The following is a 14,726-nucleotide window of genomic DNA, read 5'->3' as shown; positions in this document are numbered from 1 at the left end:
GGCGCTTGGCGCGCCTCGATCACGCTTCAATCGCGGCAACCGAGCGGTTTGCGAAACGCAGGCAGGTCGGCCGCTGCAATCTTGCTGGCGGTTTCGTCAGACACCTGGCCCTCTTCCTCGCGCACGAGGCGGTAGCTGCCGTCGGCTTCCCGATACCACATCGCGTAGCCGCAGTAGAAGCCGGCGTGTCGGTAATCGCCGCGGTAGTCGGCTGCGACATAGCGGCCTTTGCGCGGCGCGCCCTGCGGATTGTCGTACCAGGTCAGGCGGACGACCTGGCGCTGGGCCGGTTGGCCGGCCTGCTGGTTGAAAGCCGCGCGCGATTCGCTCCAGTCCGGGGGCATGGAGAGCTTGGCTTCTTCGGTCTGCATCGAGCGCGCCTTGGCGAAATCGCCGGTGTCCTTGGCCAAGAGGTAAGCCAGCGTGGTTTCCTTCACTCGACGCTCGTCGTCCGCCGTGGCCGGGGCGTCGGGCGCCGCAACGGCCGTCAGGTCCTGCGTGGCGGTTGCGCCGCAATCCACCTGTTGAGTGAAGGTCTGTTCGCCGGCCTGCGGTTCTCCGGGACCCAGTCGCGCTGTCGATTCGAATCGATGCGGGCCCCACTGCCATGCCCGGCCTTCGCAGACCTGGTCTGCGGCGGGGCGGAGCATCGATTGCACGCGAACGGCGTCGATGCCGGACGGCAACCGCACGATGAGATCGTATCGGTCTTGCGAGATTTGATGTGTCTCAACCCGCAGGTTGACAGCGGCGATGGCGGTCGGCGTCAGCACCGCGATCAGCAGTGCGCCTGGAATCGTTCGCATGATCATGTCCCCTTTTCGCTAGGGTACGAGAAAAGCATGAGGTTGGCGCGGGTGATCGCGGGGGTATCGATGTCGCAACGGCCGCAATACGCGACATCGCGAACCGCTGCGCCCCCTGGCGCGGGGCGCGGCGCAGTCATTTACCAGCATCAGCGCTTGTCGCCGAATAAGCGGTTGGCGTTGTCCCAGCGGATCTTGCGCTTCTCCTCCGCGGTCAGGTCGAGTTTCTCCAAGGCATCGACCGCCTGCTTGAGCGACAGCTGCGGATAGTCCGAGCCCAGCATCACGTTGTCGATGCCGACGTTGCGGATGGTCCAGACGAATTCGGCTTCCAGCGGCGAATCGGCCACCAGCACGGCGGTGGCCGAGATGTCGAAATGGATGTTGTCGAAGAAGAAATCCTTCGCCGTCCTGGCCATGAACAGCGAGTTCCAGAAGCGGAAGTCCATGCCGCCCATGTGGGCGAAGATGAAGTGGGTCTTGGGCAATTGCACCGCCAGATTGAACAGGTGCTGGCTGTCGCCCGGGACGATGTTGAAGTTGTCGAACAAGACCGCGACGCCCAGCTCGCCGGCCAGTTTGCACAGCGCGCGCACTTTGGGGTCGGCGATGTCGAATTTCTGGGTGTGCGGGTGCAGCTTGATCGCTTTCACGCCCAGGCCGGCGAGCCGCTTCAGCTCATCGGTCGCTGCCTGATCGTCCAGCGGATGCACCGAGGCGATCGGCATCAGCTTCGGGTAGCGCTTGGACAGCGCGATCAGTTCGTCGTTCTTCGCCCGGGTCTGCGCCAGTTCGCCCTTGACCGCCATGTGGATGCCGCTGTGGCGGGCGACCGGTTGGTGGGTCGTCTGCAACTGGTCGTAGTACTCGCGCAGCGACTTTTCTCCCTGCCAGACATGGACGTGAACGTCGAACACTTCGTCCTGGGCCAGCGCGAGCTGAGGCAGGCAGAGCAGGAGCAAGGCCAGGGCGGGGTGTCTGAGCATGGCGGCGGTCTCTGGACGGGGCGGGCAGGTTCTCGGCCGGGAAGGCGCGGTCCAACTGCCGTATCGCATGTCTTTTCGTCCAGGGCAACGTTTGCCGATGCGATGAATGGGCATACGGCGTTCCCGGATGTGTCGGCCGCCCTGTTTTGATTAGTATTCGTACCCGGGGCGCCGTTTACGGCGGCGACAGGGGTTGTGGGGACACGATGTACACGAAGGAAGAATTCAAGCAGCGCTTCCGTGCCATGGATACGGAGGAGCTGATTCTCAACGCATCGCGTCCGCTGACTGAAGAGGCGATGGCGGCGACGTCGGAGATATTGGCCGAACGTGGGTTGACCGGGGAGGTTGTGCGAGAGAAGACAAAGGAAGTCTTGCGCACGCATCTGCAAGGAACGGGAGTGACGCGCGATTGCGACTACTGCGGCGAGGTGATTCGCCAGAAGTTGGTCGTCGTGGATGGACAGAAATTTTGCAGTGATGCTTGCCGACACCAATCGGAGCTGTCGGTGATCGCGCTGGATTTCGAACCTCAGGTCATCGCCGAACACGCCCGGCATATCAGGAATGATCGTTGCCCGAAGTGCATGCGTTTGGGAGATGTAGTGGAGGTGCGCAGAGTTGAGCGGCTGGTGTCGATGATAGTGGTCTTTATGTATCAGTCTTACGACCGTTGCAGTTGCCGGCGCTGCTATCAAAGAGAGTTGCGATCCGCGCTGATTGTCAGTGCTCTTTGGGGTTGGTGGTCGCCGATCGGCCTGTTCCGCAATATCGGCGTGGTGTTGTCGAACTTCGAAGCGCTCGTGAGCCGTGACCCGGCGGAACCATCCGAGGCATTACTGAAGTACGCGAGTCTGGATCTGGCGCGGGCCTCGCTCATGAAAATTCAAACACAGCACTCCGAACGGCCGGACCCTTTTTTTCGGAAATGAATCCGGCTGTGGTCGTCACGGATTCTGTTGTCGATTTGCCTTGTTTGCGTTTACGACCAAACGAACCTCCAGCACCTCATCCGCACTCGCATCCCGCGCCGCCCCACCGGCCGGCGTGGTGATCAGCCGAATGCGCACCCGGCCGTCGCGAATCGCGTCGGCGGGCACGGGCACGGTATAGGTCCCCGCGTTGCGTCCGGGGCGAATGCCGTGCGGCGAGATCACGCCGAGACGGCGGCCGTCATCGGTGCTCAGTTCGATCTCCTGCCCGCCGGCGAGCGCACCCAGCCGCACTTCCAGATAAACGCTGCCTGCGGCATCGAGCGCACTCGGGAGGGTGAGCGTGCGTACGCCGCCGCTCGCCACGCACCCGCCCTGCGCGATCAGCAGGGCGAGTGCGAGGGCGATGGCGCCGCGTTGCATGGCGATCAGCCGGCCGGCTTGATCGACACGCCGCGCACCGGCACCGGATCGGCCGGTTGCTGGCCCGACGGCGCCAGGCGGATGTTGAACTGCGCGTTCGCGCCGAGCAGTTTGGCGTTGGAGAACGCGCGCAGGGTCTTGGGCAAGGGAACGGCGAAAGTCGCCGAATGCGACATCGCCATGTTCGGCATGGTCGGGCCGAAGAAGGCGAGGGTGCCGGCGTAGTAGGGGCTGTTCGCATCGACACGTTCGACATCGGCCGGTGCGTTGACCAGCACGTCGAACTCGCGCGTGACCGCCAGACCTTCCGGACGGTCGAGGGTGACTTCGGCGATCAACGAAGCCGGCTGCGCGCTGGCCAAGTGCTGTTCGACCATCGCGTTGGGCAGCAGCACCGAGGCCGCGCCGGCCTCGATGCCGCCCTTGATCACGCCGTATTTCGTTGCCCCGGATTTGCGCTTGGGCGCGGTGGTCAGCTCGCTGCCGAAGCCCGGGCCGTAGTCGTAGTCGAATACGCTGGTGCTGACGTAGTCGCCGGCCTTGCTGGGGCCGACGAAGCCGCCGTCGCCGTCGACATAGAACAGGAACGGCTCGGCCATGAAGGTCGCCAGGTCCGCGCCGGTCGGCAGGAACGGCAGGCCGGCGGCGAGCTGTTTCTTGGTCCACAGGTCCCACAAGCGATCCATGTTGGAGTGGTGCAGGTAGAAGATCGGATCGACCGGCGACAGGAAGTTGGTCATGTTGCCGTACGGACCCGGGTCGATCGCGCCGACTCCGCCGATGTAGTTGTGCACCTTGTTGTGCGGGAAGCCTTCGAGGATCGAGAAGTTGGTCGAGCCGTCGGGTTGCACCAGGTGGGTGGCGGTCTTGGAACTGGCGAAGCTGTTGCTGATGCTCGGATCGTAGAACAGCGTCGGCGTCAATCCGGAGCTGACGATATCGGGCGACACGTCGTAGGCGGTCTTCGCGTCGAGCTTGGGATTGGAGCGCGACAGATAGCGCGCGCCGCAGGTGATGGCGTAGCTCTGGTTGCCCGACAGGCCGGCTTTGTGCGCGACGCTGTAGCCGGTGACGTCGTTCCAGGCGTCGTCGAAGGTCGGGTAGCCGCGCGAGTTCAACTGCGCGCGCTGATCGCTGCTCAGGCTGTTCCAGTATTTCAGCAGCGAGGGTTTGACGAATTCGGTGAACTTGAGCAGGTTGCCGGTGAACGGCGCATAGGCGCTGTCGGTGGGCGTAAGCACGCCGTCGAACATGCCGGCCGGAATTTCCGGATGCCGGGTCCAGTCCCAGAACGGCATGGCGAAGCTGGCGTCGCCGCTGAGCTTGCGGATGCTGCGCTCGAAGTAGCCCACATACCCGCGATGCCAGACATAGAACCACCAGTTGCCGTGCGGGCAATCCAGGAAGTGGGTGAAGGCGTTGCGGAACCAGTTGTGCGGATGTTCGGCCGGCAGCTTGAGCATGGCCTCGACGCCGCGCGCATAGCTGATCAACATGCGCTGGCCTTCGGGCGTGGCGACGTCGTGGCGGCGATAGCGCGCGGTCGGCTCCGAGCCCTGCGCGCCGGGGCCGGCGGCGAGCAGCGAACCCAGCGGAAGCATCGTGCCGGCCACGGCGGTGGCGGCGGTGGTCATGAAGTCGCGGCGTGTGTAGCGCATCGGGCGGTGCTCCCCTGTGTGGTGGCGATCGGCGATCCGTCGCGACGGCGCATCGCCGCTGTGGACGGTTGCCCGCGCCGATCCGGATCGAGCGTCGTTTGTTTGAACGGCGCGTCGGCTGGGTAACGGACACCGATCGCGCGCGCGCTTTCGATTTGCAATTGAAGTCACAAAAGCGGGCGGGTGGGCGCGATGCCCGGGCGAATCGCAAGCCGGGCCTGCGCGCCGTCGAGATAGGCCTCATTCCGCGCTGCGCCGCTTCGCGTCGACGGCTTCCTATCGACGGCTTCACATCCTCGTGTCGTCGCCGTTATCAGGACGCAGCCTCCACATCGTGTGGCGGCGCACTCACAGGGGAACGTTGTATGCCGGTCGCGATCGCAGAAGAATCGCAAGTCATTCCATTGGAAAATTTCCTGCGCGAACTGGGCTTGCGCAGCCCACAGATCAAGCTGGTGCGCGATGCGGGTATCGGTTCGTTGATGTCGCTGCAGCGCGCCTGCCACACGCCCGAGCGCAAGCTCGCGCTGCTGAAGAAGATCCGCGGCGACAAGCCCGATCTGGCCCACGAGCAGACCGCCGAGGCGATCGAGGACCTGGACGCGGCCACGGTGCAGGCGCGCATCGATCGCGCCAACGGCCGCAGCGCGGCGCAGGACAGCAAGGTCTTCGACGAAAAGAAGGCGCAGCTGACCAAGGCCATCGACGAGGTGGACGCGTTGCGCCAGGCCTGCCTGACCGCGACCGGCGCCGAGCGCGATGCGCTGATCAAGCTCAGCCGCACCGAACTCGAGCGCATCCTCGCCCAATGCAAGGCCAAGGACCTGCTGGCCTCGGTCGATCTGTCGTTCGCCAGCCTGGACAAGCTCAGCGCCACGCTGGAACAGATCGAGCTCGGGCTGCAGAACAAGATCGCCGAGAAGCTCGAGGAGTTTCTCGACAAGCGGCCGCGCAGCATCGCCGAGCTGCTGGACGAGAAGCAGATCCTGCGCGGCTTCTGCGTGACCGCCGCGAGCCTGGAGCAGGCCACCGGCTCGGACGTGCTCAACATGGGCGGCCGTCTGCTGCGCGCCTCGGCGCTGAGCAATGTGCAGCTGGACTATTCCAGCGAACAGGCCAGCAAGCAGGCGGCGCAGCGCTTCGAGACCTCGGCGTCGGCGTTCGCCGCCTCGGCCACGGCCAAGGGCGCGGCGTTCGTAGGTTCGGGCATCGGCGCCTTCAGCCTGATGGCGAGCTACGCCGCGGCCCAGCAGAGCCAGCGCGATGAGAGCTCGACCACCGCGCGCCAGATCGCCACCCGCATCAAGACCCATTACCGCAAATCGCAGCAGGCGACGATGGACCTGCCGAGCGATCAATTGGCGTTCAGCGACGCGGCGCTGGCCGGGCTGCGCGTGATCGATGCGATTCCCGCCGCGCAGACGGCGCAACGCCGCGCCGCGGCCGAGTTCTTCCTGCGTTCCTTCGGCAGCCACGTGTTCTGCCGGGTGCTGCTCGGCGGCTGGTACAAGTACGAGGCCAAGGCCAGCAGCACGTCGACCGAAAGTCAGCGCACCCTGGACGAAGCGGTCAGCCGCGCCACCGATTGGGCGATTTCGGCATCGGCGTCTTACCACGGCCTGGGCGGCGGCGGTTCGGCCGCGGGCGCCGGGCGCGGCAGCGACAGCCAGGCGAGCGCCGGTTCCTCGGTCACGCGTTACAAGTTCAACGAGCAGAGCGTCGCCTTGTCGGTGTCGGTGCTCGGCGGCATGGCCGAGTTGCCCAGCGAGCTGTGGCTGGCGAGCCTCAAGCCCGATGCGCATTGGCAGGTGATCGATCGGTCCTACGACAAGGCGGTGTGGGAGATCCTACGTTTGCCGCAGGCCTTGGCGCAGGTGAAGGAGGAGGCGAAGGGCAATGCGCCGATCGCCACCGCGGCGCTGGCCGAGCTGCTCGAAGACGTGTGGGTCAACGATATCTTCATCCCCTCGGTCGAACTGCCGGGCCTGCGCCAGCATCTGATCAACCGGGCGCTCAAGACCGCCGCCGCGCTGGCGCGCGAGATCCGCAGCATGACCCAGATGCCGAACATGCAACTGGCCTTGTTCGAGAAATACTTCCGCCAGCCGAGCGAACGTCTCGACACCAGCGTGCAGTTGCCGGCGGGCTACAAGATCCTTGGTGGCGGCGCGTCGGCGGTTAAGCAGAAGGCCGGCAATTTCCTGATCGCCAGCCACCCGTCGGTGGCCGGCACCGGCAAGGACCAGCGCTGGAGCTGGCAGGTGCTGATGAAGAGCATCAAGGACAGTTCCCCGGTCGAGCACGTCGTCCGGGTGATCGCCTTGTACGATCCGAACGACGAATGGGATGTGCGGATCTTCAGTCAGTCCAGTGATGCGCTCAAGGAGGATCATTACTTCAAGCTCGCACCGAACGACGGCTATCTTTTTACCGGAGGCGGCGGCAGGGTGGAGGAGACGGCCGTGACCGATACCGCGGTGCTGGGTGGAATGAGCTATTGCCCCGTTGGCGCGAAGCCCGGTCCGCCGCAGGAGCGCTGCCACTACGCGGTCTACAGTCATCATGTGATCAAAAAATGCCCACACAACCTGACCGCGTATGCGATCGGGTTGCGTCCGCGCGGCAGCGCGAAGCTCACCTGGGAATACCGCGTGCACGAATTCCGCGAAAGCGCCCATCACGATCACGACATCCAGCATATTGCCTCGGGCGATGGCGTCCATCACTCGGTGATGATCGGTGGCGGCGTGATGGTGTCCCCCAGGCCGACTCCCAACGGGCTGACCGGTTCGTGCCCGCTGCCGTATCCCGAATCGGGGCATCGCGCGCAGCCGCTGTACGCCTGGCACGGCACCAGCAAGGATCACCAGACAAGCGCGCCGGCCATCATGAACTCGTTCACGCTGGCCTTGACCAACGTGGATATCGACTGGATCGAACCGGCCTCCCTCGGCTGATCGCAGGCACGCTCAGGTCTTGACGAGCCCCGCGACCGCGCAGCGATGCTGCGCGGTCGCGGGGCGATGTCGCGACGAATGCCGTATTTCATTTCGGTGGCCGTAACCCGGCGGGTTTGCCGTGCTTATCGTGGTCTTGCACGGCGACGCTGGCGCGTTGCGGCGAGATTGCGCCGGACACGATCAAGCGGATGGGCGACGGCTTCGTCATGTTGGCTCGCCGGCGGTCGCCGCCGCGATGCCGCGATCCACGGCGGCCACCTACGTGTTCATGCCCGGCAGATCAACTCCCGACGCAACAAGGGGCCTCTCATGAACACGCTGCTCGGGGCGCTGCGCGAGTCGAAGGCGGCCTGGAACGGCGCGCCGCCGGCATCGTTGGCGCTGTATCCGCAGATCGTCCAGGGCGTATTCGACAACGTGTACCAGCCGCGCAGCTACAGCGCGATCCCGGGCCGTTATCCGCTGCCGTGGCTGGACATCGGCGTCGGGGATGCTTACACCGCGTCGCCGCCCGGAGACGATTACGCCAACTACGCGACCGGCGTGGCGGTGTTCATGCGCTATGCACTGCAGGCGTACGACGCCGATCCGGCGCTGCTGGCGCCGTATCGCGCCCTGGTCGTCGGCGCCGCGAACGGCGTGGTGCAAAGCGGCTTCGGCGCGAACGCCTACCCGGCCGGGGGCTGCGACGCCTTCGCCGCGGCCGGCGGTTCGCCGGAGGATCAGATGACCCCGTACGTCAACAGCCTGTCGGTATTGCTGCTGGCGATCCGGATGACCCGCTGAGCGGCGATCGCGGCATCGGCGCGAATGAGCGCGCCGGTGCCGCGATGCGAGCGCGCGGGTATCAGCGATTCACCGCCGGACCGTTGACGCCGACGTAGCCGTTCGCGCAACCGGTGGTGCAGGTGGTGGCGAGCATGTTGTAGACGATGCGGCCGGCGTTGGTCTTGGAGCGGAAATGGCCGATGCCGTTGCTGGTGTCGCCGCCGCCGGCGTTGTACGGGCTGCCGTCGCTCCAGTTCCAGTCGTAGGCGTAGGCGCTGCTGCCCACGCCGATGTCGACCTGCGCCTTGACGTTGCTCGCCGCGTTGAACAGCGCGCCGCTGCTGCAGCCGGCCGAGTAGCTGGTGGTGAAGCACTGCACCTGATCGTAGAGGCCGGCGGTGATGGTGTAGAACGAGATCGAGCTGTACATCGTCGGCATCGCGCGCAGGCTGTTGCTGCCGCTGCCGGTCCAGCGGTTGTAGCCGTAATAGGCCACGCCGCTGCTCGGGTACAGGCCGAAGGTGTAGTAGTCGTACGGGAACACATAGGCTTCGGCGTTGCAGGTCGGCGCGTACGGCGACTGGTAGCCGGTGCTCAGGCAGGTCTGCAGGCCGCGCAGGCCGCCGCCGATGTTGATGAAGCGGCGCACGCTGGCCTGGTAGCCGTGGTACTTCAACATCGCCAGAGTCATCGACGAACCCAGCGAGTGGGTGACGATATCGACCTGGCCGCGGCCGGTGTAGGTCTTCACCTTGTCGATGAAGGTCTTGAGGATCTGGTATTTGGCCGGCTGATGGTAGTTGTTCTGCGGCGAGCCGCGTTCGTCGGCGTTGAGGTAGGTGATGCCGAACAGTTCGCAATCGTTGTAGCCGCGCGCCTTGAGTTCGTCGTAGACCGAGTTGGCCGGCGTGGCGTAACCGCTGACCGCGGCGGGCGGCATGTCGAAGCTGATCGCGCTGTCGCCGTTGCCGGCCACGAACACCACCGGCGTGCGGGTGGCGATGCAGTCGCCGCCGCCGAAGCCGCCGCTGCCGACGCCGGGGCTGAAACCGCCGGCGTACTGGCTGGCCGCGCCGAGGCAGGTGTAGCCGTTGTTGCTGCCGCAATCCAGAGCCTGCGCGCTGGACGGCATCAGCAGCGCGCCGCCGCCCACCATCGGCAACAGCGCGGCGAGAGCGAAGCCCGAAGCGAGCGCGGACCGGCGACGAACGTCCGCCAGAGCGGACGATACGAGCGTGAGCGTATCGGTAAGCGTGTTGCGGAACATGAGCGCCTCCCCAGGCTGTTCGACGACAACGGATCGGATCGCGCCGATGGTGGGCCTGGGGGGACGGCTTGGGTATTGCACCTATGGGCGAGGGCCGCGGCCGGAACCGCAGCCGCTGTCGCATTACTCGCCGGCCTGCTTCAACGAAGCGCAGCCGCACCACGATTGCGCGGTCGCCGGAAACAGGTCGAGCAGGGAGCGGTGGATTTCGGCGACGCATTGGAACGTGACTCCGGACGGCGGCGCCGCGCCGTCGGCGTAGCAGTAGGCGATGTCGTCGCCGGTGACGCATTCGGCCAGATCGATCATGCCGGTGTCGTACAGGTGATACGAGTCGCTGCCGCCCGAGCGCGTGCCGATCAGTTCGGTCTCGCAGGTGAAGGGCGCCGGAAACGCCGGGATCGTCGCTTCGCAGTGTTCGCTCAGGCCGAGCACGACGGTCGCGGTGACCACTGTTCTTTGGTTGATCGTGGCGACGGAGCAGGTCGCGCCCACGGCGGTCGGCGCGAGCAACGCGGCGAGCCAAACGCCGGCGAGGATGCATCGTCGCGGCGTGCGACGGGCGGGTGAGGTGTCGCGGATAAACGCAGGGTTGTGGGTCGTTGGACTTCGGCGGATCGGTTTCATCGCACGCTCCCGTTGGCGCTCGTGCGAGCGCAGGCCAATAGGTTGGGGCGGGCGCGGGCGCTGTCCGGAAAGGCGGGTGTCGTCCACGCCGGCCTGTTGCTGGAGCCAGCCTAGTCCCGGATGGTCCGGCGAACTGTGATGCGCGATAGCGCGATCGATCGCGCGCGCCGTTGACTGGCGAGCAGGCGACGGACGGCTGAAAACATCGGCGGATGGTGAGAAACGGTTAGTCGCGGCCCGCCATCCGCAACCGTCGCGTCGCGAGTGCGAAGAGGCAGTGTGGCGCGGCCATTGGGCGGATGCGGAGCAACGACATGGCTTGCGTCATGGTGCGTTCGAGCTCATTCGTCACGGCGTGCGCACGACCCAATCGACCTCGCCGGCCGCCGTCGCCGCGGATCGCCGCATTTGCCGAGTCGGCCGTGTCCGTGCCCGGATTTGGTCGCCGAACAGCCGCGGGTTACCATGCCCGCGCGATTTCATCGCCCTTGTGTTCGTTCCCGCGAATCCGCGCTTGCGGCTCGCGCACCGTTCCGCCGACATCGATGCCGCCGTGACTCACGGCGGCGCGGGGCCGCGCGCGATCGGTCAGGACGGCCGCGTTCGTCATCGGCTTCGATACCCGCGGATCGCGCATGGGCGCGGTCCGGCATCGGAAGCATTCACCTCACTGAAAGGACATCGTCTTGAAGAAGTTTCGTTCCCTCGTACTGATCGGCCTGCTGTCGTTGCTCGTCGCCGCCTGTTCCAGCGGCGGCCGCAGCACCATGACCCCCGACGAATACCTGCTGCACAACGTCTCGGCCTGGAACGGCGTGACCGAATACGTCAACCGCTGGACCGGCGGCGAGCAGGGCGAGGCATTGACCCGGTCGCTGCAGGAACGCAAGGGCCTGAAGCAGTACGCCAGCCCGCTGGGCCATGCGCGCGCCGAACTGGCGCAGGTGCTGGTGCAGGTGCAGACCTTCCCGCCGCCGGAGGATGCGGTCGCGCTGCGCGACATGACCGTGACCTACCTGAAGACCGCCGACAGCCTCTACGAGACGATGCAGAAGGTCGCCGCGTTGCCGGACGGTTTCGCCGACGAACAGTTCGCGCCGCTGGGCGCCGAACTCGAGCGTCTGGGCAAGGCGCTGGACAGCCAGATGACGGCCTTGAACGACGCCCAGATGGCCTACGCCAAGAAGCACAAGATCCAGTTGCAGCAGTCCAGCGGCTGAGCACGGCGCCATGGACGACGAAGGCCGGCTGCCGCGAGGCGCCGGCCTTTTTCATGCGCGATGGCGGACTCGCGGCGCGCCCGCAGGTCGCGCGTCGTCCATGCCGCGATGTGCGCCGCGCGGCGGCAACATCGCCGGGGCATCGCCTGCGGGCCGCCGCTCGCCTACCATGGCGGGACTTTCGTCGCTTCCCGTCCTGTCTCCGCCGGCCCATGACCACTTCCCTGATCGTCGTCGATGATTTCCTCGAACAAGCGGCGCAACTGCGCGAAGCGGCGCTGCGCCTGACCTATCCCGAGCAGCAGGGCGCGTTTCCGGGGCGCAATTCGCTCGAGCGGATCGAACTGGAAGGCGTGGCCGGACACATATCCAACATCGTCGGCGAGCGGCTCAAGCTGATCACGCCGCCGGGCTCGCACGCCAAGTTCCGCATCACCCTGGCCAGCGACGAGGGCAAGGGCAAGGTTCACGTCGACCCGGGGTATTGGTCCGGCGTGCTCTACCTCAGCCGTCCGGAGGATTGCCGCGGCGGCACCGACTTCTTCCGTCACCGCCGCACCAACACCGACCGCCGGGCGATGAACGAGAAAGAGCTCGCGGACATGGGGTATAGCTCGATCGAGGAATCCCACCGCGACATCATCGAGCGCGACGGCCTCGACGACAGTTGCTGGGAAACGACGATGAGCGTGCCGATGCGTTTCAACCGGCTGCTGTTGTTGCGCCCCTGGCTGTGGCATACGGCCGGGCAGGGCTTCGGCGACAGTCTGCACAACGGCCGACTGGTCTATCTGATGTTCTTCGCGGCGGCGTAAGCGCGACGGCATCGCCCACTTTTCACCAGGCGGCGGCGCGATCGCGCTTGCCGCCCCGACACGCCGTCCGCCACCCGTTGGTCCGGACGCGATCTTCCAAGGCAGGAACCTCGCATGCAATCCAGAATCAAGGCAATCACTTCGACCGCCCTCGCGCTGCTCATCGCCACCTCGCCCCTCGCCAGCGCGCAGGGCGGGCAGACGATGGAGAGCGGCCTGATCGACGCCCTGCGCTTCGACGCCAAGCGTCAGGAGCGCGTCGCGCCCTCCGGTCCGGCGCTGCAGGCCTACATCCGCGCGGGCTACCTCGACGCCAAGCCCAACGCGCGTGCCGATTACACCGATTACCGGCTGTTGAAGAAGCCGGCGACCCTGATGGGTCATCCGCTGGTGGTGATCGAAGAGGAGTACATGACCGCCTACATCGGCTGCTGCGTCAGCGAAGGCGTCGGCGTGACGGTGCGGCTGGACGGCAGCGCCGACAAGCTCAAGGCGTTCGCGAAGGACAACGCCTGCGGCTACAGCGAGATCGACGACCCCGGCGCGGAGTTGCGGGGCTTCGACATCGCCAACGACCTGCCCAAGGGCAAGTACGCCAGTCTGAGTTGCCGCGAGCGCGACAGCCAGCGTTGAGGCGTCATGCAGTCAAGGCGGACGCCTGCGCACGCCAGCGAACCATTCTCCCTCTCCCGCTTGCGGGAGAGGGCCGGGGTGAGGGAATAAACTCGCACCGCGCCATGGCCCAGTCGCGGTCCCATCGCCGACTGCCGTTGAAAATCTTCGCACCGATCTAGAGCCCGGCCCGAACGTCTTCACAGCCCGAGCCGCAGGCGGCGCATGCCTGACTCGGCATGCGCGTCCAACGCCCGCCCGATCGCGCTCAGTCCGCGCCCGACTGGCGTTTCGTCTCCGCCTTCGCCTCGTCGGTCAACGGTCGCACATACTGCTGCAGGCTCACCAGGGTCTTGCCCGGCTCCTCCCACATGATCATGTGCGAGGAATTTTCGAACCACACGCCCTGCTTGAACGGCGCCTGGGTCCGCGCCAGCCAGTCGGCGGTCGGCTGCGAGGGCGTGGTGTAGTCGTGGCGGCCCATGAACATCACCACCGGGATCGGAAAGGCCTTGACCTTGCTGAAATCGACATCGAGAAATTCGGGCAGGATCCTGCCCAGGCTGAATTCGTTGCCCCGGTCGACGCCGGCGCGGTCGCAGTCGTCGTACTCGGGCGACAGCAGCGGCGCGCGGAAGTAATACGGCGATTCGTTGCGGTAGGCGGTCATGCCGCCGTAGTACTGCGCCCACTTGCGCGCGGTGATGATGCGTTCGCGGGTGATCGGCTGATCGCCCGGATACGGCGCGATCGTCTCCATTTCCTTGACCGCCTCGGTGTTGCCGCGCGCCTTGGCCTGTTGCAGGCCGAATTCGAAGCTGATGCGTTCGTTCTCGCGCACGTTGATGACCTGGCCGATGCCGACGTAGGCGTAGAACAGGTCCGGCCGCTTCAGCGCCGCGCTCATCGCCACCACCGTGCCCCAGCTGTGGCCCATCAGGATGAGCTTGCGCTTGCCGTAGCGCTTGCGCACGTATTCGGCGATTTCGATCGCGTCGTCGGCGTAGCGGTCGATCTTCAGCGTGTCGGCGTAAGCGTTGGGGTCGTGCGAGGCGAAGGTCTTGCCGGCGCCGCGCTGGTCCCAGTTGACCACGGTGAAGTATTCCTCGAGCGGGCGCTGGTACTGCCACATCGCCGGGATCAGCGGCGCCGCCGGGCCGCCGTGGGCGAACAGCACGATCGGATTGGCCTTGTCCTGGCCGCGGACGCTGATCCACTGGTCGACGCCGCCGATGCGGGTGGCGTAGGACTCCTGGATGCCGTTCGGCGCGACGATGCGGTTCAAGTCTTCGATGATCGCGCGGGCCTTGGCGTAGCCGGAGGTGTCCTTGCATTCGGCGGCCTGGGCCGCGGGCGCGAGGCAGAACAGCAGGGCGATCAGCAGATGCATCGTCTTCATGGGGGACTCCGTGCGCGGGTTCGGGGCGGGGCGGTGGGGCAGGTGGATCATCGCGATGGCGGCGGCGATCCGAGTATTGGCTTGCGTTGATGAAGGTGATGCGTCCACGCGCGCGGTAGTTGCACGCAGGCGGGCGTTACTTTCGACATTGGCGCGGCCCGGGGCCATGCAGGTGGATCATGGTTTGAGATCGCTGACGAGTGTGTGCATCACAAGCAAAAAGGCGGCCGAAGCCGCCTGATACAGATTAGGT

The 14,726-nt window shown here is 65.9% G+C and carries 14 protein-coding genes; 6 read left to right on the top strand and 8 right to left on the bottom strand.

What is annotated here, in order from left to right:
- Nucleotides 1–26 precede the first annotated feature (26 nt).
- Nucleotides 27–812 carry a DUF4019 domain-containing protein gene (locus IEQ11_RS14415; RefSeq protein WP_191820864.1) on the bottom strand — a complete coding sequence of 262 codons (786 nt, stop codon included), beginning with the start codon at nt 810–812 and terminating at the stop codon, nt 27–29.
- Between the two features lie 143 nt (nt 813–955).
- The gene (locus IEQ11_RS14410) at nt 956–1,792 is read right to left on the bottom strand and encodes an amidohydrolase family protein (protein ID WP_191820865.1); all 837 of its coding nucleotides are present in this window, start codon (nt 1,790–1,792) and stop codon (nt 956–958) included.
- Between the two features lie 206 nt (nt 1,793–1,998).
- Between IEQ11_RS14410 and IEQ11_RS14405 the strand changes: the two genes are divergently transcribed.
- Entirely contained in the window at nt 1,999–2,724 is a 726-nt protein-coding gene (locus IEQ11_RS14405; protein WP_191820866.1) for a hypothetical protein, read from the top strand.
- A 15-nt stretch (nt 2,725–2,739) separates the two neighbouring features.
- Here IEQ11_RS14405 and IEQ11_RS14400 read toward each other — a convergent pair whose 3' ends face one another.
- Nucleotides 2,740–3,147, bottom strand: coding sequence for a hypothetical protein (locus IEQ11_RS14400; protein WP_191820867.1), 408 nt, complete (start codon nt 3,145–3,147; stop codon nt 2,740–2,742).
- 5 nt (nt 3,148–3,152) lie between these two features.
- Complete coding sequence (locus tag IEQ11_RS14395; RefSeq protein WP_191820868.1) at nt 3,153–4,805, bottom strand: tyrosinase family protein; 1,653 nt, start codon at nt 4,803–4,805, stop codon at nt 3,153–3,155.
- A gap of 365 nt (nt 4,806–5,170) precedes the next feature.
- On the opposite strand from IEQ11_RS14395, the gene IEQ11_RS14390 reads away from it, so the two are divergent.
- Together IEQ11_RS14390 and IEQ11_RS14385 are read left to right on the top strand one after the other, a co-directional pair.
- Nucleotides 5,171–7,762: an MAC/perforin domain-containing protein gene (locus IEQ11_RS14390; RefSeq protein ID WP_191820869.1), complete on the top strand. Its 2,592-nt coding sequence runs from the start codon at nt 5,171–5,173 to the stop codon at nt 7,760–7,762.
- A 312-nt stretch (nt 7,763–8,074) separates the two neighbouring features.
- The gene (locus IEQ11_RS14385; RefSeq protein WP_191820870.1) at nt 8,075–8,551 is read left to right on the top strand and encodes a hypothetical protein; all 477 of its coding nucleotides are present in this window, start codon (nt 8,075–8,077) and stop codon (nt 8,549–8,551) included.
- A 61-nt stretch (nt 8,552–8,612) separates the two neighbouring features.
- Here IEQ11_RS14385 and phaZ7 read toward each other — a convergent pair whose 3' ends face one another.
- The 3 genes from phaZ7 to IEQ11_RS14370 all read right to left on the bottom strand — a co-directional run bounded on the left by phaZ7 (nt 8,613) and on the right by IEQ11_RS14370 (nt 11,064).
- Nucleotides 8,613–9,800, bottom strand: a complete 1,188-nt coding sequence (gene phaZ7, locus IEQ11_RS14380; RefSeq protein ID WP_191820871.1) for an extracellular native short-chain-length polyhydroxyalkanoate depolymerase PhaZ7 — start codon at nt 9,798–9,800, stop codon at nt 8,613–8,615.
- A gap of 123 nt (nt 9,801–9,923) precedes the next feature.
- Complete coding sequence (locus IEQ11_RS14375) at nt 9,924–10,427, bottom strand: hypothetical protein (RefSeq protein ID WP_247024554.1); 504 nt, start codon at nt 10,425–10,427, stop codon at nt 9,924–9,926.
- A gap of 460 nt (nt 10,428–10,887) precedes the next feature.
- Entirely contained in the window at nt 10,888–11,064 is a 177-nt protein-coding gene (locus IEQ11_RS14370) for a hypothetical protein (RefSeq protein ID WP_157754018.1), read from the bottom strand.
- 49 nt (nt 11,065–11,113) lie between these two features.
- Between IEQ11_RS14370 and IEQ11_RS14365 the strand changes: the two genes are divergently transcribed.
- The 3 genes from IEQ11_RS14365 to IEQ11_RS14355 all read left to right on the top strand — a co-directional run bounded on the left by IEQ11_RS14365 (nt 11,114) and on the right by IEQ11_RS14355 (nt 13,095).
- A complete protein-coding gene (locus tag IEQ11_RS14365) occupies nt 11,114–11,647 on the top strand; it encodes a hypothetical protein (RefSeq protein WP_096414829.1) in 534 nt (177 codons plus the stop codon).
- 212 nt (nt 11,648–11,859) lie between these two features.
- Nucleotides 11,860–12,462, top strand: a complete 603-nt coding sequence (locus tag IEQ11_RS14360; RefSeq protein ID WP_096414828.1) for a DUF6445 family protein — start codon at nt 11,860–11,862, stop codon at nt 12,460–12,462.
- Nucleotides 12,463–12,576: 114 nt separating this feature from the next.
- Nucleotides 12,577–13,095, top strand: coding sequence for a hypothetical protein (locus tag IEQ11_RS14355; RefSeq protein WP_096414827.1), 519 nt, complete (start codon nt 12,577–12,579; stop codon nt 13,093–13,095).
- 247 nt (nt 13,096–13,342) lie between these two features.
- On the opposite strand, the gene IEQ11_RS14350 is transcribed toward IEQ11_RS14355, so the two are convergent.
- On the bottom strand, nt 13,343–14,473 hold the full coding sequence (locus tag IEQ11_RS14350) for an alpha/beta fold hydrolase (protein ID WP_228464430.1): 1,131 nt from the start codon (nt 14,471–14,473) through the stop codon (nt 13,343–13,345).
- Nucleotides 14,474–14,726: the final 253 nt, after the last annotated feature.

Source organism: Lysobacter capsici (assembly GCF_014779555.2).
Classification (GTDB): domain Bacteria; phylum Pseudomonadota; class Gammaproteobacteria; order Xanthomonadales; family Xanthomonadaceae; genus Lysobacter; species Lysobacter capsici.
This window is presented reverse-complemented; position numbering and strand designations above follow the sequence as displayed.